Here is an 18,222-nt window from a genome sequence, read left to right on the forward strand (position 1 = left end):
GGTGGCCAATCAAGAAACAGGCTCTCTGCAGTGCAGCGCGCAGAACTTAGCCGCCCCAGATCACTTTCACATAGTTCTGGGTTTCCGCGTAGGGCGGGACGCCGCCATGCTTTTCTACGGCCTTTGGCCCTGCGTTATAGGCAGCCAGCGCAAGACGCCAGGATTTGAACTTGCGATACTGCCAGGACAAATACCGCGCGCCCCCTTCCAGGTTCTGCTTTGGGTCATGTGGGTTCACACCCAACAGCTGCGCGGTCTGAGGCATAAGCTGCGCGAGACCCAGCGCACCTTTGTGAGACTTGGCGTGTGGATTCCAGCCACTTTCCTGTTGAACCAGTCTGAGGAACAGTTCCTCAGGCACGCTGTGCAAACGGGCAGCTTGCCGGGCCATGGCCAGATATTCGCCACGGTACTTTCCGGTATAGCGCTTGCTGAATTTTCCCTGCGCGGTTTTCGGCTTAAGCCTGTCGGAATCGCGGTACTGAGTGGCCGCGCGTGTATCCAGAATCTTGGCTTGCTTGAGAAAGATGTCTTTCCGATTCTTTGTGGACAGCACATCAGCCTGCACAGGTGCAGATGCCAAAGCGAGGCAAAAAATCGAGAAACCACCAACCAGAAAACGCATTAAAGCCAATCCCGCTCGTTCAGCAATCAGACGGATTATAGGTATTCCAGTCAGAAATGAAAGCTTGGTTAAAAGAACCGCAAGAATTCCTGTCAAACCGCTGCATGATGAACTCTGTTTTAACCAAGACGCAGGCCGTATAGGGTCACGGATGAACACCGCCCAGATTCGGGCGCAACCAAATTACCAATGCACGGGGAAACATATGGCAGGTTCAGTCAACAAGGTCATTCTGGTCGGCAATCTCGGCCGTGATCCCGAGGTGAGGACATTTCAGAACGGCGGCAAGGTCTGCAACCTGCGTATTGCCACCTCGGAAACATGGAAAGACCGCAACACGGGTGAACGTCGTGAGCGTACCGAATGGCACTCGGTCGCCATTTTTAATGAGGGTCTCGTACGCGTAGCTGAACAGTATCTGCGCAAAGGATCCAAGGTTTATCTTGAAGGGCAGTTGCAGACCCGAAAGTGGCAGGATCAATCGGGGCAGGATCGATATTCGACTGAGGTTGTTCTGCAAGGGTTTGGCTCTACCCTCGTAATGCTGGATGCCCGCGGTGAAGGCGGCGGCGGAGGCTACGGTGGCGGCCAGGCAGGCGGCTACGGCGGTGGTCAGGCCGGCGGCGGATATGGAGATCCGTACGGTGCACCTTCCGGTTCACCGGCACCAGCATCAGGCGGGATCGACGACGACGAGATTCCGTTCTAAGCAAAACGGAGAACAAAGATGACATGGTCCTTCCCGGTTGGCCGCTTGCTCGGCTCAGAGCTGAGGGTCCATGTCACGTTCTTCCTACTATTGGCTTGGGTCGGATTCGCGGCCTATTCCAATGGTGGATGGCCCGCAGCCATCGACAACCTTCTGTTTGTTCTGGCACTTTTTGCCTGCGTCGTTGCGCATGAATTCGGTCATGCGCTCATGGCGCGGCGGTATGGCATTCGAACACCCGATATCACGCTGCTGCCAATTGGCGGTCTTGCCCGGCTGGAACGTATGCCGGAAAAGCCGATGCAAGAGGTTCTGGTAGCGCTTGCCGGACCTGCTGTAAACATCGTGATCTGGGTGGTGCTTTTGATCCTCGGCGCCAGAATGCAGATCGAAACACTGACACAAATCGACTCGGCACAGTCCGATCTTCTCAGCCGATTGGCCTACGTCAATTTGTTCCTTGCCGTGTTTAACATGATCCCCGCATTTCCGATGGATGGGGGTCGCGTTTTTCGCGCTTTGCTGTGCCTGAAAATGGATCGGGTCAAAGCCACTCGCGTAGCGGCGCTGGGTGGCCAGATGGTTGCGGTTGGATTGGGCTTTCTGGGGCTGACCTCGGGCAATCCGATCCTTGTATTGATTGCCGTATTTGTCTTCATCGCGGCCAATGCAGAAAGTCAGGATGTCGCCATGCGTTCGATTGCGCGGCGTGTATTGGCCCGCGATGCGATGATTACTGAATTTCAGTCACTGTCGCCAAACGATACACTCAACACCACGGCTCAAGCCGTAATCCACACGACGCAGCACGAGTTTCCAGTTCTGGAGACCGATGGCAGCTTGCTGGGTTTTGTAACGCGTGAGCGCCTGTTTGCTGCGCTGGCAAGCGATCACCCCCGATCTGATCCCGCAACTTCTGTCATGGATACAGACATCCCCCGCGTTTTGCTGACTAGCGGATTGGAAACAGTACTGGACAAGCTACACCACGGGGCACCTGCCATAGCTGTATGTACCGAAGGCGGTCGAATGATCGGTTATATCACCCGCGAGAACATCGGCGAGTTGATGGTTATCAGAGGGCGCTGATTTCCCTATTTATCAGCAGGTTGCCAACGCATCCTCAAGCACAGACAAGACGGCATCGTGCGGGACATCAGAGGTTACAAAAGCGTTGCCAATTCCACGCGCCAGAATAAAGCGCAACTGACCGTCCACGACCTTTTTGTCCTGACCCATCAATTCAACCAAAGCCTCCGCCCCAGGTAGGTCACCCGGAATGTCCGCCAGATCGGTTTTCATACCCATCGCGCGTAGATGCGCACGCACACGGCTGGGATCTTCTTGCGAGCACAGGCCCAAACGGGCTGAGAGCTCAAAAGCCAGCGCGCAGCCAATCGCGACCCCTTCTCCATGAAGCAGTCGATCCGAATAACCCGTCGCAGCCTCGAGTGCATGACAGAACGTATGTCCCAGATTTAGCAGGGCCCGATCACCCTGCTCGGTCTCATCACGGGATACGATATCCGCTTTCATCTGTACTGAACGCGTTACGGCCTGGACGCGCGCCGCCATATCTCCGGATGACAATGCCGGTCCATTCTCTTCCAACCATTCAAAGAAGGATGCGTCACCCAGCAGACCATATTTGACGACCTCGCCGTAGCCCGCCAAAAAGTCCCGCGCCGTCAGCGTACCCAATACAGAGGTGTCTGCCAGAACCAGTGAAGGTTGATGAAAGGCACCGATCAGGTTCTTGCCCTGAGGTGCGTTGATGCCTGTTTTTCCGCCAACTGAACTGTCCACCTGCGCCAGCAACGAGGTCGGGATCTGAACAAACCTCACTCCGCGCCGCAGAACGGCTGCGGCGAAACCCGCCAGATCACCGATGACGCCGCCGCCAAAGGCCACCACTACATCACGGCGTTCGATCTTTTCCGCCAACAACCACTCGACGGCGCGTTCAAAATGCGGCCAGCTTTTGGTTGCCTCCCCCGCAGGCAGGGCAAGCGCTGTCATTTCGATGCCAGATGCAGCCAAACCAGACCGCAATCCCTCAAGATGAATGGACGCAACAGTTTCATCTGTCAGAACCGCAACCCTTGGGCGCGGCAGCAGCGGTGCGATCCGTGCGCCCGCCTGAGCCAGAAGATCAGGACCAATCTCAACATTGTAGGATCGATCACCCAGGTCTACGAAAACAGTCTGATGCATTTACTTCTGTTCCAAAACATCGGGACGCGTTGCCAGTTCGGCCAATACACGATCCACCATATCCTCAATCGCTGTCTCAGCGTCCGAGTCCGCCACAAGATCAGCCTGCGCATAAATCGGAACACGCGCCTCGTACAACGCGCGCAAGGTCGCATGGGGGTCTGAGGTACGCAGCAGCGGCCGTGTATCCTTGTGCCTCACCCGGCCCCAAAGCACTTCCAGATCCGCCCGCAACCAGACGGAAACACCTCGGTCTGAAATCATCTGGCGGTTTTCGCCGGATAAAAAGGCGCCACCTCCGGTGGACAGGATACCTTTTTCTTCGTCCAACAACCTGCCGATGACCTGACTTTCCTTCGAGCGAAAAAACGGCTCGCCGTCGCGTTCAAATATCTCCGGGATCGTCATGTTGGCCGCCGATTCGATCTCGGCGTCGCTGTCCAGAAACGGAACCGACAGCCGCGCAGCCAAAGCACGCCCCACCGCTGTCTTACCAGCGCCCATCATACCAACCAAAACAACGGTTTTGTGCAGATCAAAGCTCTGCGCGTTGCCCGGATTTGACGTGTTATGCTTAATTTCGCTCATTTCACCGTGAATGACGTGATCTTGGGAAAAATGCCAGTTATAACTTGGGCAAAAGCGAAAATTGAGGCAGCGTTAAACCATGGGCCGTCTGATCAAGTTCCTGATATACCTTATTTGCCTCGGCTTCATCGGGCTGGTGGCGTATGCCTATGTCGGGCCATTCTTTGGCGCAGATTTCTCTGCGCCTCAAAGTGAAATCCGAGAACCGGTTATCCTGAATGTTGACTAGAACCGCGCTGCTTGCGCTTGTTCTGGCAGGAACAGCTCAGGCCCAGACGCAGGAACCACTTTCCGTCATCGACTGGCTGGACAACCCACCCGAGAACCTTCCGGGTACCGTCTTGCTGGAACCACCGGTGACCCAGACCGGGTTGCAGCCGGATGTTCAGGTCACGCCTCTCGAGGCTCTTTCACCGCCGCTTGGCCTTGTGTCTTCATCGGTAACCGGCCTTCCTGTCGATCTGTGGCAAGGCAGTGATCCGGAACGCCTCGCCGAGTTGATCAAGCGTGTCCCGGTCAAATCCAATCCAGCTATGCAAAAGCTGTTGTTCACACTGCTGCTTTCTGAAGCGCGCGCGCCCACTGGCACGGGAAAGCAAGACGTGCTTCTGATGGCGAGGCTCGATCGGCTCATGCAACTCGGGGCTTCGGATCCGGTCCAATCGCTTGTTCAATTGGCTGGACCAACCGACACGCCAGAACGCTTTAAACGCTGGTTCGATGCGACGCTGCTTACAGGTGACGAGGATCGCAGCTGTACGGCATTGATCGCCCAACCTCATCTGTCGCGCGACTACTCGGCCCAGATTTTCTGCAAGGCTCGTAGAGGTGACTGGTCCTCGGCTGCACTGACGCTCGAAGCTGCGCACGCATTGCAGGTGATGTCCCAGGAACAGCTCGATCTTATGGATCGTTTTCTCAGCCCCGAGATGTTTGAAGGGGCAGCGTACCTTCCCCAACCCGATAACCCGGACCCCCTGACGTTTCGCCTTTTCGAAGCGATTGGTGAACGGTTGCCGAGCGCCCCGTTGCCTCGGGCCTTCGCAAACGCCGATCTGCGCGATGTCGCGGGCTGGAAAGCCCAGATCGAAGCTGCAGAGCGTTTGACGCGCATTGGGGCACTGACCCCTAATCAATTGCTGGGCCTCTACACCGAGAGGTCTCCGGCAGCGTCGGGGGCAGTGTGGGATCGGGTCGCTGCAGTTCAGCGATTTGAAACCGCGCTGGAAACACGTAATTCCGAAGCTATCGCCAAAACACTTCCGGTCGTCTGGGAACAAATGCGAAGCGTTGGCCTTGAGGTGCCTTTCGCCGAACTGTTTGCAGCGCGACTGGTCAACATAAAGCTACCGACAGCCTCAGCTGAAAATCTTCGTTGGAGAACTCTGCTGCTATCCGAGCTTTATGAGAATGCAGCGCTAAAGGTTCCGGACAATTCACAGGAAAATCAGTATCTGGCCGCACTGGCACAAGGTGATCCGGGACGCGCGCCCTCCCCATCCCCACTCGCAGATGCCATTTCTGAAGGGTTTGTCTGGGCCGCACCCGTTCCATCAGATATCAATGCAATGCTGGACAATGGTCAGCTTGGCGAAGCCATTCTGGAGGCGATGCACCTGTTTGCGCATGGCGCGCGTGGCAATTTGGTAGACCTGACAGCTGCCATCGCAGCATTCCGTCGCGTTGGGCTCGAGGATACAGCAAGACGGGCAGCGCTTCAGCTTATGATCCTGCAGGGTACATGAGTATGACTGCGCCAGCGACGCAAGACCTTTGGATTTCAACGTTTCTGGAGGCGCAGGCGGCAGAGCTTGGGGCTGCGACCAATACCCTGCTGGCCTATGGTCGCGACCTCAAGGATTTCTCATCTTGGCTGGAACGTCATAAATCAGGCTTTGCTGAGACTGACCGCGATCAGATCGAAGGTTATCTGATTGATTGTGATGCGCAGGGGCTGTCACGGTCTACGCGTGCGCGGCGTCTTTCGGCCATCAAACAACTCTATCGCTTTGCCTTTGAAGAAGGTTGGCGCGACACCAATCCCGCAATCCAGATAAAAGGTCCAGGCCGCCAAAAGCGGCTACCCAAAACTCTGGATGTTGTTGAAGTAGATCGTTTGCTGGATGCAGCACGACAGACAGGCCGAAGCACGGCAGACAAGATACGCAACACGTGCCTGATGGAAGTCCTCTACGCGACCGGGATGCGCGTCACTGAACTGGTATCGCTGCCAGTTTCATCTGCGCGTGGTGACCCACGGATGTTGCTGGTTCTGGGCAAAGGTGGAAAAGAGCGGATGGTGCCGCTGTCCCCACCCGCTCGCGATGCGTTGGCGGCGTGGCTTACAGTCCGGGATGAGGCTGAGGAAGAAACTGTTTCCAAAGGCGGACAACGATCCCGTTTTCTATTTCCTTCGCGCGGCAAATCAGGTCATCTCACGCGGCACAGGTTCTTTCTTCTTGTGAAAGAGCTGGCGGTTCACGGCGGTGTTTCACCCGAAAAGGTCACCCCGCATACGCTGCGCCACGCATTTGCGACGCATCTGTTGGCAAATGGCGCTGATCTGCGCTCGATCCAGACGTTGCTTGGCCATGCCGACGTGGCAACAACCGAAATATATACGCATGTTCTGGATGAACGCCTGTCCGAACTGGTCCTTCAGCATCATCCGTTGGCTAAGGACGATGAGAAGAACAAGGGCTAACCCCTTGATTGGGCGGGGCCGCGGCCCCATAACGGATGCAACAACACTAATATTCAAGGAACGATGGAACCCAACCCTTCTCTGATTGATGGTGCCTTCTGGATTACGACCGGCTCTATCTTACTATTGCTCGTGCTGTCGGGCTTCTTCTCAGGCTCAGAAACTGCGCTTACCGCGTCTTCTCGCGGCAAGCTTCGGGCACAGGCAGACAAGGGATCGCGGGGGGCACAAAAAGCGCTCGACATCACCGACGACAACGAGCGCCTCATTGGGTCTGTCCTTCTGGGCAACAACCTCGTCAACATCCTGGCGGCGTCGCTGGCGACAGCTTTGTTTACGCGCTTGTTCGGCGAAAGCGGTGTGGCGCTTGCGACTTTGGTGATGACCCTGCTGGTTCTGATCTTCGCTGAAGTCCTGCCCAAGACATATGCCATTACGAACGCGGAAAAGGCTGCTGCGGCTGTTGCCCCGGTCATAAGCGTTGTCGTAACAGTGTTTTCCCCGGTCGTTGCGGCTGTACGACTGTTGGTGCGTGGCGTACTGCGCCTGTTCGGGGTGAAAATCGACCCGGACAGCAACATCCTTGCGGTGCGTGAAGAAATCGCTGGCGCCCTGCAACTGGGCCACTCTGAAGGTGTCGTTGAAAAAGAGGACCGTGACCGTATCCTTGGTGCATTGGACCTTGGTGACCGCGCGGTCGAGGAAATCATGCTTCACCGCTCAAACATCGAAATGATCGACGCCGATGCCGAGCCTGAAGCGATCCTGAAACAATGCCTGGAAAGCCCGCATACGCGCCTTCCCGTCTTTCGAGATGAGCCCGAGAACATTGTCGGAGTGGTCCATGCCAAGGATTTGTTCCGAGCAATGTACGCTCAGGTCGGTGGCGCCGACGGCGATACAGAGAAGCTGCGGTCGTTCGACATCTCCAAAGTTGCGAATGACCCTTATTTTGTGCCTGAAACCACGACCCTCGACGATCAGATGCGAGAGTTCCTGCGCATGCACAGCCACTTCGCCCTTGTGGTCGATGAATACGGCTCGCTGCGCGGCTTGATCACGCTCGAGGACATTCTGGAAGAAATCGTGGGCGAAATTGCTGACGAATTCGACATCGACGAAGAGGTCCCGGTGACCCGCACCGAGGATGGTCAGTTTCTTGTTGAAGGCGCCATGACCATCCGAGACGCGAACCGCGCGCTGGACTGGTCACTGCCGGATGAAGAAGCAAATACCCTTGCGGGTCTCGTAATTCACGAAGCGCAGATGATCCCGATTGTCGGACAGGTGTTTTCGTTCCACGGCTTCCGTTTCGAGGTCACGGCCCGCGAAGGAAACCGTATCACGGGTTTGAAGGTCAGACCCCTCTGACTCAACTCCGAATGTTGAAAACGACACAGTCGGTCGTTTTTTCGACAGATAGATATCGCACTGCCACGCACCTTCGCTTCAAACAAGGAGGTGTGAATGAAAAGCTCGTGTCAGGTTGTTGTCATTGGCGGCGGTGTAGTCGGTTGTTCTGTACTATATCATCTGACCAAGCTGGGCTGGTCAGATGTGATGCTGCTCGAGCGTTCGGAGTTGACCAGTGGTTCAACCTGGCATGCTGCCGGTGGCTTTCATACGCTGAACGGCGACACCAACATGGCTGCGCTGCAGGGCTACACGATCCGTCTCTACAAAGAGCTGGAAGAAATCACCGGCATGTCGTGCGGGCTGCATCACGTGGGTGGCGTCACGCTGGCCGACAATCAGGATCGGTTCGACATGCTATTGGCGGAACGCGCCAAGCATCGCTTCATGGGGCTTGAGACAGAGATTGTTGGTCCGGAAGAAATCAAGAAGATCGCCCCGATCACCAACACCGACGGTATCATAGGGGCGCTGTACGACCCGCTTGACGGGCATCTCGACCCCTCGGGTACGACGCATGCCTATGCCAAAGCAGCGCGGATGGGCGGCGCGACGATCGAGACCCACTGCATGGTGCGCGAAACCAATCAGCGGCCAGATGGCACCTGGGATGTGGTTACCGACAAAGGTACGATCCATTCCGAGCATATCGTGAACGCAGGGGGCCTGTGGGCGCGTGAGGTCGGCGCAATGGCCGGTATCTATTTCCCACTGCACCCAATGGAGCACCAATACCTCGTCACGGATTCGATCCCTCAAATCGAGGCAATCATAGATGCCGGTGGTGAGCATCCGCACGTGATGGACCCGGCTGGCGAAAGCTATCTGCGTCAGGAGGGTCGCGGTCTGTGTATCGGGTTCTATGAGCAACCCTGTAAACCTTGGGCAGTCGACGGCACGCCATGGGATTTCGGGCACGAACTGTTGCCGGATGACTATGACAAGATCACTGACAGTATCGAGTTTGCATATAAACGGTTCCCCGTTCTGGCCGAGGCTGGCGTAAAATCGGTTATCCACGGACCCTTTACCTTTGCACCTGATGGAAACCCGCTGGTTGGCCCCGTTCCCGGCGTTCGAAACTACTGGTCCGCATGCGGTGTGATGGCAGGGTTCAGTCAGGGCGGTGGCGTTGGTCTGACGCTGGCACAGTGGATGATCGAAGGTGAACCCGAACGAGACGTCTTTGCCATGGACGTGGCGCGCTTTGGCGACTGGATCAGTCCCGGCTATACACGCCCCAAAGTGATCGAAAACTATCAGAAACGTTTCAGCGTGGCTTATCCGAACGAGGAACTGCCCGCCGCGCGGCCCAACCGCACAACGCCGATGTATGATATTTTCTCGGACCTTGGCGCTGTCTGGGGGCAGCAATATGGGCTTGAGGTTCCGAATTACTTCGCAAAAGGCGATGAGCCCACATATGAAACACCCTCATTCCGTCGCTCGGACACATTTGACGCCACAGGGCGAGAGGTGCGCGCCGTGCGCGAGGGCGTTGGCATCAACGAAGTCCACAACTTTGGAAAATACCTCGTAACTGGCGCAGGCGCGCGCGCTTGGCTCGATCGGGTCATGGCAGGTCGCATCCCCAAACCCGGTCGCCTGACCCTGACACCCATGCTGTCACCCAAAGGAAAACTCATCGGAGACTTCACCGTCTCATGCCTGAGCGAGACCGAGTTCCAACTGACCGCATCGTATGGCAGCCAAGCCTTCCACATGCGCTGGTTCCTGCAACATCAGGAAGCCGACGTGTCAGTCGAAAACATCAGCGACAGAAGGAATGGTTTCCAGATTGCAGGCCCGCTTGCCGCTAAGGTTCTGGCGGCATGTACACGGGATGATGTCTCGAGCCTCAAGTTTCTGGATGTACGCCGCCTGACTGTCGGTATGAACGAGTGCATTGTCCAAAGGGTCAGCTACACTGGTGATCTGGGATATGAAATCTATTGCGATCCGATGGCGCAGCGGCAACTCTGGCATACGCTTTGGCAAGCCGGTGAACCGCATGGCATGGTTCCATTCGGCATGCGCGCGATGATGAGCCTGCGGCTCGACAGGTTTTTTGGTTCGTGGATGAGGGAGTTCTCTCCTGACTACACGGCCGCGGAAACCGGGCTGGACAGGTTCATTTCGTTCTCCAAAAACACTGACTTCATAGGCCGCTCAGCCGCCGAAGCAGAACGCGCCGAAGGCACCCAGCGCAAGCTGGTGGCATTTGAGGTCGACGCGGATGATGCCGATGTGAATGCCTATGAGCCGATCTGGCTGAACGGCGCCGTCGTTGGTTTCTGTACCTCGGGCGGATATTCGCACTTTGCAGAGAAATCCATCGCAATGGGATTCTTGCCATCTGACCAGACTACGGACGGGTTGGAAGTGGAAATCGAGATACTGGGCCAAATGCGAAAGGCACATGTGATCTCCACCCCTTTGTTTGACCCGGACGGGGAACGTATGCGGGGGTGACACTGCTTGCTGGTGGCGGCAAGGTGGCGGGATGAAGAAGATACCCATCATTTTGTTGGCTGCCGGTCAATCCAGCCGTATGGGCGATGCGGACAAGCTGATGCAGCTTATTGAAGGCATCCCGCTATTGCGCCGCTCAGCAATGACGGCGCTGGCAGCTGCCCCAGTGTATGCAGCCCTGCCCCCGGCCCCACACCCGCGCTACAGGGCTCTTGATGGGTTAGATGTGCAAAAGGTTGAGATCCCTGACGCGGCTGAAGGTATGAATGCCAGCCTCCGAGGGGCATTGAAACACATTCCCGCAGATGCACGCGCGGTGATGGTTTTGCTTGCCGATTTGCCTGAACTAACGACCAGCGACCTACAATGCGTCTCGGCCTCGGTTGCGGCCAACCCGGACAATCTGGTCTGGCGTGGGGCCACCGAAACCGGAAAGCCTGGCCATCCAGTCATTTTCGACCGTTCCCTGTTCGACCAGCTATCGAACCTGACAGGAGACGCCGGCGCACAATCTGTGGTTCGCCAGCACGCAGACAAGGTGCATTTGCATCGGCTTCCCGCCGATAATGCGTTGCTGGATCTTGATACGCCCGAAGACTGGGCAAGCTGGCTTACGCAAAGAAAGTCCCAAACGTAACGCGGCCCGGTCGTTGTCGACCGGGCCGGTTGCCCAAATTATAGGACTACCACTTTCACCAACACCGAAAGCGCAGTCTGGTCGTCATAAGACGCCGACTATTCCGCTGCCGAACCGAAACAAGACCCCCTCGTTAACATGCCGCTCAGCGCTTCCGGTGACTGAGATAAACCCTTCAGCACCCCCTTGTGCCTTTGGGTTCCCCCTCACTTGGGCAAGATCATCGTCACCGATCAGGTCGTTCCAAACAATGTAAAATTGGAAGAAACGGTTAATTTTGTGACATTTGGAATGGTTTTTGCGCAACAACGCAGAACGCGATTTTCAACCCTTGGTTGATCTTCACGTAGCGGCAACTTTCACAGAAACAGAGGTTACAGCAGACATATTCTCAAATATGACAATTCAACAGAGACCTAAGGGCCATTTGTCGGCCAATTTGTCACTCTGCCCGCAACCCAAGGAAGATCGAATTATCAAGCGAAAAGGCGCCGGATTTTTTGTTAACAAAAATGATTCAATTCAACCCTTTTCACCCTTTGACCACTATTCCGGCAACAATCCACCGATTCGTGGACGTCTTTCGCCAGCCGATTCCTTCGTTTCGACGGACGGTTCGGCGGCATACAACATCGGGAATAAGGCAAAATTAAGATTTATTAATTGATCAGTCAGAAAACGCTCAGGCTGATGCGCCATCTCTTGTTTCAACGCGCGTACGCAAGCGTGCCGTATACAGGAGACATAATCAGAATGAGCATTCGCAAATCCTCTCGCCTTTATCCTCGTACAACAAACTGGATCGGTGCCAGTGCACTGGGCGCAGCTTTGCTTGCCGGGACAGCAATACCTTCATTGGCAGACGAAGCTCTGGCTGACCTAGTCGAAACCGTATCGCCTTCGGTCGTGACCATTGTCGCAGTACAGGACGCTGCCCCCGTCCCGGCTCAGGGACAGGAATTCGATTTCGAAGGCCACCCGTTCGGTGAGTTCTTCAAACGCTTTGGTGGGCCAGAAGGCTTCAAGATGCCTGACCGTGGCCCAAGCCAAGGTCTGGGCTCGGGCTTTGTTCTCGATGAAGACGGTTATATCGTCACCAACCACCACGTCGTAGATAACGCCAGCACCATCACGGTTCGTCTCAGTGACGATCGTTCGTTCGAAGCAGAAATCGTGGGCACCGACCCGCTGACTGATATCGCCGTGCTCAAGATTGACGCCGGCGAAGCACTGCAGCCGGTGAAACTTGGTGACAGCGACGTTATTCGCGTGGGCGAAGATGTTGTCGCAATCGGTAACCCCTTTGGCCTGAACGCTACAGTCACAACTGGTATTGTATCGGCCAAGGGTCGCAACATTTCCGAAGGCCCCTATGCCGAGTTTATCCAAACCGATGCCGCCATCAACAAAGGCAACTCGGGTGGTCCGCTTTTCAACATGGAAGGTGAGGTTGTTGGCGTAAACTCAGCGATCTACTCGCCAAGCGGCGGATCCGTGGGCCTCGGCTTTGCCGTAACCTCGAATATCGTCGATCACATCACCGCCGACTTGCGCGATGATGGTCAGGTCAGCCGAGGCTGGCTGGGTGTATCGATCCAGAACGTCAGCCCCGAACTGGCTGCGGCTATGGGTATCGATACTGCAACCGGCGCGCTCGTGTCAGACATTGTCAGCGGTAGCCCAGCGGACGGTGTTCTGCAGCAAGGTGACGTGATCCTGACATTCAACGACGAAACCGTTGATTCCAGTAGCGATCTGCCAATCTTGGTCGGCACGACTAAAGTGGGCACCGATAGCGTGATCACTGTCCTGCGCAACGGTCAGGAAGAGCAGCTTGAACTGACCATCGGTCAGCATCAGGCGGCCTCAGCCGAGGCAGATGTCACTGTAGATGACAAGGTCGCCGGTACGTCGCTGGGCGTAACGGTCGCACCGTTGACTGAGACCGCGCGTGCCGAAATGGGCGTTGGTGAGAACGTTGATGGCGTCGTCGTGACCGGATTGAAACCGGATAGCCCTGCCGCCAAAGCAGGCCTGCAGCGTGGCGATGTGATCGTCAAACTGGGGGAACTGGAGACCGTGACCCCAGATGATCTGAAAGCTGCGCTGGAAAGCGAGAAAACGGATCCGGCTCTGGTGCTGATCAATCGTGGCGGAAATCAGATTTTCGTCGCGGTCGAGATCGCCTGATCTGAAACCCTGCGCGAGCCACATGATGGGGATATCTGGCACGCGCTATTCCTGGCTGACACGATTTGTCCACGTGCTGTCGGGACGGCCGGGTGCGTAAACCGCACCCGGCATGTTTTTTTAAATCTATATCCGTGCTTATATCGTGATTGAAAGGAAACCCTACAATGAGCAGACGCCTCCTGATCGTCGAAGATGATACCGACACACGCGACTTCATTGCCAAAGGGTTTGGCGAAGAAGGTTACGTTGTAGAAACCGCAGCCGATGGCCGCGAAGGTCTGTACCATGCGACAGATGGCGGTTTCGATGCAGTCGTGCTGGACCGGATGCTGCCCGGACTGGACGGCCTGTCGATGATCAAGTCCATGCGGGCCGCGGGTCTGAATACTCCTGTGCTGATGCTGACCGCGATGAGCGCGGTTGACGAACGGGTCAAAGGCCTGCGCGGGGGCGCAGATGACTATCTGGTCAAGCCTTTTTCGTTTCAGGAATTGCACGCGCGGATCGAGGCGCTGTTAAGACGACCACAGGAATCGGAGGAGACTCCTACTCTGACCTGCAAGGACCTCGAAATGGACCTGCTGACCCGCAAAGTAACACGTGGCGGTCGCGACATTACGCTGACACCGCGCGAGTTTCAGATCCTTGAGTTTTTCCTGCGTCGCAAAAACCGGGTAATCTCACGCACCATGTTGCTTGAAGGCGTCTGGGACTACCATTTCGATCCCAATACCAATGTTGTCGATGTACATATTTCCAAGCTACGCAGGCAGCTTGATGAAGGGGGTGCAGAACCCTTGATCGAAACCGTACGCGGTGCCGGATACATGGTATCTGATGGCTAACCTACGACTGTCGTTCAACAATTCTCGAACGCGGTTGGTTCTGGCAAGCATGGTGCTCAGCACCATGCTGACTGCCGCTGTGCTGGCATTGGTTTATGTCACGGCCAACCGGACCATCGAAGGTGAAACGCGCTCAGTTGTGTCCGCTGAACTCACCGGCCTTGCAGATGAATACGAGAGACGCGGATTGCTTGGGCTTATGAATGCCATTGAGCGGCGCATTCCATCTGCGTCCGAACGTGACGCGCTTTATCTGCTGACGGATCGTTTCGGAACCAAACTGGCGGGCAATCTGCGGCAGTGGCCGGAAGGGATCGCAGCAGGTAGCGGCTGGGTCGATCTTGAGCTTCGAAAGGCCGAAGACGAACAATATGTCCCGATATCTGCCGCATCGATCAGATTGCCAGGTGGTGAGCGGCTGTTGGTTGGTCGCGATGCCCTCGCCCGTCAACAATTCGACCGGGTTCTATTCCACTCGGTCGCCCTGGCGCTGGCCATCGCATTAGCCTTAAGCATGTTGACCGGCTGGCTGCTGACCCGGCTGGTTTTCTCGCGCCTCAAGGACATAGCGGATACTGCGGATCATATCGTGTCGGGCGACCTCACTCAGCGGATGCAACAACGAGGCTCCGGTGACGAGTTCGATCAGGTCGCCGGCACTCTTAACAACATGCTTGATCGGATAGAGGAGTTGGTCAGCAACCTTCGGACGACCTCAAATTCGATTGCACATGACTTGCGCTCACCCCTGTCCAGATTGCGGCAACGAGTGGAAACACTGTGCGATCCCGAAAAATCCGATCTGGACCGAGAGATCGACGTTGCCCGGGCAACCGGAGAAATCGACCACGTACTGAAAGTACTCAGCCAGTTGACTGATATTTCACGTGCTGAAGCAGGCCTCGGACGTGAGCAGTTCGAACAGGTTGATCTGCAGCAGCTCGTGGGTGATGTTGTTGAACTCTACGAGCCGGTCGCTGCTGATCAGGGTATCGAGCTTGAAGTCACAGGCACAGCGAAACCTATCCAGGGGCATCGGCCTTTGCTGTCACAGGCGCTTTCAAACCTGTTGGAAAACGCCATGCGTTATGCCCCGCAAGGTACTGCGATTACAATTGAAATTGCTCAGGAAGGCCCCTTTGCACTGCTTAGCGTACGTGATCGTGGCCCCGGCGTACCAGAGGCTGATCTGGCCCGACTGCAGTTGCCCTTTGTCACGCTTGACCCGGCACGAACCGAGCGCAATTCAGGCCTTGGTCTGGCACTGGTCGCTGCGATTTCCCACATGCATGGAGGAGCATTCCTTGCACGCAACCGGGATCCGGGCTTGGAAACAACCTTGAAGCTGGCACGGCGATCCTAAGACGGGATGCCGTTGATCGCCATGTTCTTGTTCTTATAGCGTTTGTCTTCGGTGACATCCGCGCCAAACCACTCGGGCGGAACAAACTCATGCGCATCAGTTTCCGAGGCAAACTCGACTTCAACCAAGCGCAGCGGTGACAGATCTCCCTGAAACACATCTAGTTCAAAGCTCAGGCCACCGGGCAGTCTGCCCGTGAAACGCTCTTTCTCGACCCGACGTCCCTCTGTCTCGGGCCAAAATGTCTCAAATTGCTGTTCTGAGATTTCGGCTTCACGCTCGACACGAACCAAGCCACCACTGCCTTTGAGGGTTAGAAAAAAGCTGTCGTTCTTTTGGCGTAGGCGCAGCTCTGTCGAATCCTCGGGCGCAGTCAGGTAACCTTGCTTCACAACTGCCTTCTTGGCCTCGTTCAAATCCGGCAATTCAGAAACGAGGAATTTGCGTTCGATTTCCTTGCTCATTTGGCAGACACCAATCCATTCTCGAGTTCGTTGAACAGCGATCTGTAGGCCTTCGCTGCAGGGCTGCGCCCGGCAAATGTGCACACCGGAGCCCGGTACTGCCCCATCCGCTCGATATCTGCAGCAAACGGCACGCCGGTTTTTAGGAATCTCTTTCGATAGAGTTTTCGCATAGCCTTCATCGTGTCCAGATGCATGGTTTTGCGTCGTTGGACCATTGAGAAAAACGCGCGCAGCTTCTTTTTCGGCAACCGGTTTTCATCAAAGAATCCAACCAACTGTTCGAATGTACGCTCTGAAAGAGTACTGGGGATAACCGGCACAACGATCATATCCGCAGCCTTGAAAATGTTCTCAGACAGTGTTGAGAAGTTCGGAGGACAATCCAGAACGATCACATCATAATCGCCACCAACCGATTGCAGAGCCTTCTTCAACCGCGATCGTTTGTTCCGCATTCGGGACAGAAACACGTCGAAATCACGAAACGTTAGATTGGCTGGTAGTACGTCCAAACCGTCGAAATCACTTGCCCGGATCGCTTTGGTAAAACGTTTCACGTCCTCGAAGAACCGTGCCTCAGTCAGCTTTTTCGATGGCTTGATCCGCAAGTAGAACCCAGAGGCCCCCTGTGGATCCAGATCGCACAGCAATACGCGTTGCCCGGCTTGCGCATACTCGTAGGCCAAGTTGACCGAAGTGGCGGTTTTGCCGACACCGCCCTTGTTGCTGTAGCAGGCAATGATCTTCATTCCTCAATCCCCCTGCGCATGAAACAAACTGCGGAACAGGTCTCGAATTTGCGGTCCGTCAAAGTGTTCGAAATTCGAAATCACGCGGTCACGTTCAGCTTTTTGCCTTTGGTCCAACACTGCAATCAGCCCGCCAACAGCCATCCCCAATTCGGCATCTATCCGTGCAGTTGCGTTGCTTCTTTGATCGGCGAATTCCAACAAAGCTTCTTGCTGCACAGAATAGTCATTGAAGAGCCCGAGATTATCCTGAAGCCTTTTCAATGGCTTGATGATCGTTTTGAAAGCTCTCACATCAAACAAAGGCGCAAAAAACTCCATCAGATAACGTAGCTTCTTACAATCGATGCGCAGTTCATGAACTGCTTCGTCCGGGGTATCGGCGGTAATGCTGCGGGCAAGTTTGCAGACCTTGCGATACCGTTTCCAGATCAGAGCACACGCATATTCGTAGGCACCACGATCTGCATTCGGACCAGCCTGCAGATTAGAAAGACCCTGAAACTGCTCAGCCAGCACATCCATCGTTTCGACATAAGATTTGCTTCGAAACCTGCGGGATAAGCGCGACAGTTCCTGGGTTCGCTCTCGCTCAAACTGATCCATCATCTTCTGCACACCGACGTGAAGAGAGGGCGGCAACATGCTGAAATAAATCTCTTTATCCAGAAGGTATACATCCAGATCGCGCAAGCGACCCGTAGGTGTCATCAGATCAGAAAACGTACGTTTCAACTCTGCGGTCTTCTCTTCTGAGAATACACCTTTGAACAAGCTGAGTACTGACCGAATTCGTCGTAGTGAGACGCGGTAATCATGCAGAAACTCGGTGTCGATATCCGCGATAACCCCTTCTTCGTTCTGCCGGGCAACGTGCAGGAAGGTCCGAATGATATCGCCAGCCGCTTCTATTGCACGTTCTTCGTGGCCCAGCGGGATATGCGGTTTGGCCTGATATCGGCCAAGATCAGGGAAAAGTGCCTTGAACAATGGTTCAATACCGCCATCAGCGTGGCCAAGCTCTGACATCGCCGCACAGGTTTTGCTGTATGCCCGGTCGTATCCGCGCAGATGGTGCAACCAAACGATCGTAGCGGCACCTTGTGTACTGGTGAGCACCATAACGGTTCCACGCACCTGCGTTTTTTGGAGTTCATCCAATACCGAGAGCGAGCGGGTTTCTACCCAACCATCCCCGAGAACTGTTAACGCTCGAAATTTGGGGAATTTAGCCAATGCACTG

18 protein-coding genes are annotated in these 18,222 nt (G+C 55.5%); 12 read left to right on the forward strand and 6 right to left on the reverse strand.

Annotated elements, in window-relative coordinates:
- Positions 1–46 precede the first annotated feature (46 nt).
- Complete coding sequence (locus E1297_RS26980; protein ID WP_155143754.1) at positions 47–625, reverse strand: lytic transglycosylase domain-containing protein; 579 nt, start codon at positions 623–625, stop codon at positions 47–49.
- A gap of 205 nt (positions 626–830) precedes the next feature.
- Between E1297_RS26980 and ssb the strand changes: the two genes are divergently transcribed.
- Positions 831–1,334 (forward strand): single-stranded DNA-binding protein, encoded by a 504-nt coding sequence (ssb, locus tag E1297_RS26985; RefSeq protein ID WP_155143756.1) that lies wholly within the window; start codon positions 831–833, stop codon positions 1,332–1,334.
- Between the two features lie 18 nt (positions 1,335–1,352).
- Positions 1,353–2,423, forward strand: coding sequence for a site-2 protease family protein (locus E1297_RS26990; protein ID WP_155143758.1), 1,071 nt, complete (start codon positions 1,353–1,355; stop codon positions 2,421–2,423).
- A gap of 12 nt (positions 2,424–2,435) precedes the next feature.
- Here E1297_RS26990 and aroB read toward each other — a convergent pair whose 3' ends face one another.
- Together aroB and E1297_RS50455 are read right to left on the reverse strand one after the other, a co-directional pair.
- Positions 2,436–3,548, reverse strand: coding sequence for a 3-dehydroquinate synthase (gene aroB / locus E1297_RS26995; RefSeq protein ID WP_155143759.1), 1,113 nt, complete (start codon positions 3,546–3,548; stop codon positions 2,436–2,438).
- The gene (locus tag E1297_RS50455) at positions 3,549–4,136 is read right to left on the reverse strand and encodes a shikimate kinase (protein ID WP_155143760.1); all 588 of its coding nucleotides are present in this window, start codon (positions 4,134–4,136) and stop codon (positions 3,549–3,551) included.
- A 79-nt stretch (positions 4,137–4,215) separates the two neighbouring features.
- On the opposite strand from E1297_RS50455, the gene E1297_RS49245 reads away from it, so the two are divergent.
- From E1297_RS49245 to E1297_RS27045, 10 genes are all read left to right on the forward strand, one after another.
- Positions 4,216–4,365 (forward strand): hypothetical protein, encoded by a 150-nt coding sequence (locus E1297_RS49245; protein ID WP_170332981.1) that lies wholly within the window; start codon positions 4,216–4,218, stop codon positions 4,363–4,365.
- Positions 4,355–5,881 carry a hypothetical protein gene (locus E1297_RS27005; protein ID WP_155143761.1) on the forward strand — a complete coding sequence of 509 codons (1,527 nt, stop codon included), beginning with the start codon at positions 4,355–4,357 and terminating at the stop codon, positions 5,879–5,881. Before E1297_RS49245 ends, E1297_RS27005 begins: the two co-directional genes overlap by 11 nt.
- A gap of 2 nt (positions 5,882–5,883) precedes the next feature.
- Positions 5,884–6,840: a site-specific tyrosine recombinase XerD gene (locus tag E1297_RS27010; RefSeq protein ID WP_155143762.1), complete on the forward strand. Its 957-nt coding sequence runs from the start codon at positions 5,884–5,886 to the stop codon at positions 6,838–6,840.
- Positions 6,841–6,903: 63 nt separating this feature from the next.
- Positions 6,904–8,211, forward strand: a complete 1,308-nt coding sequence (locus tag E1297_RS27015) for an HlyC/CorC family transporter (RefSeq protein ID WP_155143763.1) — start codon at positions 6,904–6,906, stop codon at positions 8,209–8,211.
- Positions 8,212–8,307: 96 nt separating this feature from the next.
- Positions 8,308–10,725: an FAD-dependent oxidoreductase gene (locus E1297_RS27020; RefSeq protein ID WP_155143764.1), complete on the forward strand. Its 2,418-nt coding sequence runs from the start codon at positions 8,308–8,310 to the stop codon at positions 10,723–10,725.
- Positions 10,726–10,756: 31 nt separating this feature from the next.
- Positions 10,757–11,362: an NTP transferase domain-containing protein gene (locus E1297_RS27025; RefSeq protein WP_155143765.1), complete on the forward strand. Its 606-nt coding sequence runs from the start codon at positions 10,757–10,759 to the stop codon at positions 11,360–11,362.
- Between the two features lie 298 nt (positions 11,363–11,660).
- The gene (locus E1297_RS27030; protein WP_155143766.1) at positions 11,661–12,029 is read left to right on the forward strand and encodes a hypothetical protein; all 369 of its coding nucleotides are present in this window, start codon (positions 11,661–11,663) and stop codon (positions 12,027–12,029) included.
- An 86-nt stretch (positions 12,030–12,115) separates the two neighbouring features.
- The gene (locus tag E1297_RS27035; protein WP_155143767.1) at positions 12,116–13,552 is read left to right on the forward strand and encodes a Do family serine endopeptidase; all 1,437 of its coding nucleotides are present in this window, start codon (positions 12,116–12,118) and stop codon (positions 13,550–13,552) included.
- Between the two features lie 167 nt (positions 13,553–13,719).
- The gene (locus E1297_RS27040) at positions 13,720–14,400 is read left to right on the forward strand and encodes a response regulator transcription factor (protein WP_155143768.1); all 681 of its coding nucleotides are present in this window, start codon (positions 13,720–13,722) and stop codon (positions 14,398–14,400) included.
- Positions 14,393–15,763, forward strand: coding sequence for an ATP-binding protein (locus E1297_RS27045; protein ID WP_155143770.1), 1,371 nt, complete (start codon positions 14,393–14,395; stop codon positions 15,761–15,763). Before E1297_RS27040 ends, E1297_RS27045 begins: the two co-directional genes overlap by 8 nt.
- Here the strand turns inward: E1297_RS27045 and E1297_RS27050 are convergent.
- From E1297_RS27050 to E1297_RS27060, 3 genes are all read right to left on the reverse strand, one after another.
- A complete protein-coding gene (locus tag E1297_RS27050) occupies positions 15,760–16,227 on the reverse strand; it encodes a CYTH domain-containing protein (RefSeq protein WP_155143771.1) in 468 nt (155 codons plus the stop codon). The two genes, E1297_RS27045 and E1297_RS27050, sit on opposite strands and share 4 nt — an antisense overlap.
- Entirely contained in the window at positions 16,224–16,979 is a 756-nt protein-coding gene (locus tag E1297_RS27055; protein WP_155143773.1) for a ParA family protein, read from the reverse strand. The genes E1297_RS27050 and E1297_RS27055 overlap by 4 nt, the downstream gene beginning before the upstream one ends.
- 3 nt (positions 16,980–16,982) lie before the next feature.
- A partial coding sequence (locus tag E1297_RS27060; RefSeq protein WP_196223415.1) for a CHAD domain-containing protein occupies positions 16,983–18,222 on the reverse strand: 1,240 nt, incomplete at its 5' end.

It is taken from the genome of Roseibium sp. RKSG952 (genome assembly GCF_009711355.1).

What these genes read in the sequence shown, in the direction of transcription:
- E1297_RS26980 (WP_155143754.1), bottom strand. Translation starts at nt 625, where the DNA reads ATGCGTTTTCTGGTTGGTGGTTTCTCGATTTTTTGCCTCGCTTTGGCA.
- ssb (WP_155143756.1), top strand. Translation starts at nt 831, where the DNA reads ATGGCAGGTTCAGTCAACAAGGTCATTCTGGTCGGCAATCTCGGCCGT.
- E1297_RS26990 (WP_155143758.1), top strand. Translation starts at nt 1,353, where the DNA reads ATGACATGGTCCTTCCCGGTTGGCCGCTTGCTCGGCTCAGAGCTGAGG.
- aroB (WP_155143759.1), bottom strand. Translation starts at nt 3,548, where the DNA reads ATGCATCAGACTGTTTTCGTAGACCTGGGTGATCGATCCTACAATGTT.
- E1297_RS50455 (WP_155143760.1), bottom strand. Translation starts at nt 4,136, where the DNA reads ATGAGCGAAATTAAGCATAACACGTCAAATCCGGGCAACGCGCAGAGC.
- E1297_RS49245 (WP_170332981.1), top strand. Translation starts at nt 4,216, where the DNA reads ATGGGCCGTCTGATCAAGTTCCTGATATACCTTATTTGCCTCGGCTTC.
- E1297_RS27005 (WP_155143761.1), top strand. Translation starts at nt 4,355, where the DNA reads ATGTTGACTAGAACCGCGCTGCTTGCGCTTGTTCTGGCAGGAACAGCT.
- E1297_RS27010 (WP_155143762.1), top strand. Translation starts at nt 5,884, where the DNA reads ATGACTGCGCCAGCGACGCAAGACCTTTGGATTTCAACGTTTCTGGAG.
- E1297_RS27015 (WP_155143763.1), top strand. Translation starts at nt 6,904, where the DNA reads ATGGAACCCAACCCTTCTCTGATTGATGGTGCCTTCTGGATTACGACC.
- E1297_RS27020 (WP_155143764.1), top strand. Translation starts at nt 8,308, where the DNA reads ATGAAAAGCTCGTGTCAGGTTGTTGTCATTGGCGGCGGTGTAGTCGGT.
- E1297_RS27025 (WP_155143765.1), top strand. Translation starts at nt 10,757, where the DNA reads ATGAAGAAGATACCCATCATTTTGTTGGCTGCCGGTCAATCCAGCCGT.
- E1297_RS27035 (WP_155143767.1), top strand. Translation starts at nt 12,116, where the DNA reads ATGAGCATTCGCAAATCCTCTCGCCTTTATCCTCGTACAACAAACTGG.
- E1297_RS27040 (WP_155143768.1), top strand. Translation starts at nt 13,720, where the DNA reads ATGAGCAGACGCCTCCTGATCGTCGAAGATGATACCGACACACGCGAC.
- E1297_RS27045 (WP_155143770.1), top strand. Translation starts at nt 14,393, where the DNA reads ATGGCTAACCTACGACTGTCGTTCAACAATTCTCGAACGCGGTTGGTT.
- E1297_RS27050 (WP_155143771.1), bottom strand. Translation starts at nt 16,227, where the DNA reads ATGAGCAAGGAAATCGAACGCAAATTCCTCGTTTCTGAATTGCCGGAT.
- E1297_RS27055 (WP_155143773.1), bottom strand. Translation starts at nt 16,979, where the DNA reads ATGAAGATCATTGCCTGCTACAGCAACAAGGGCGGTGTCGGCAAAACC.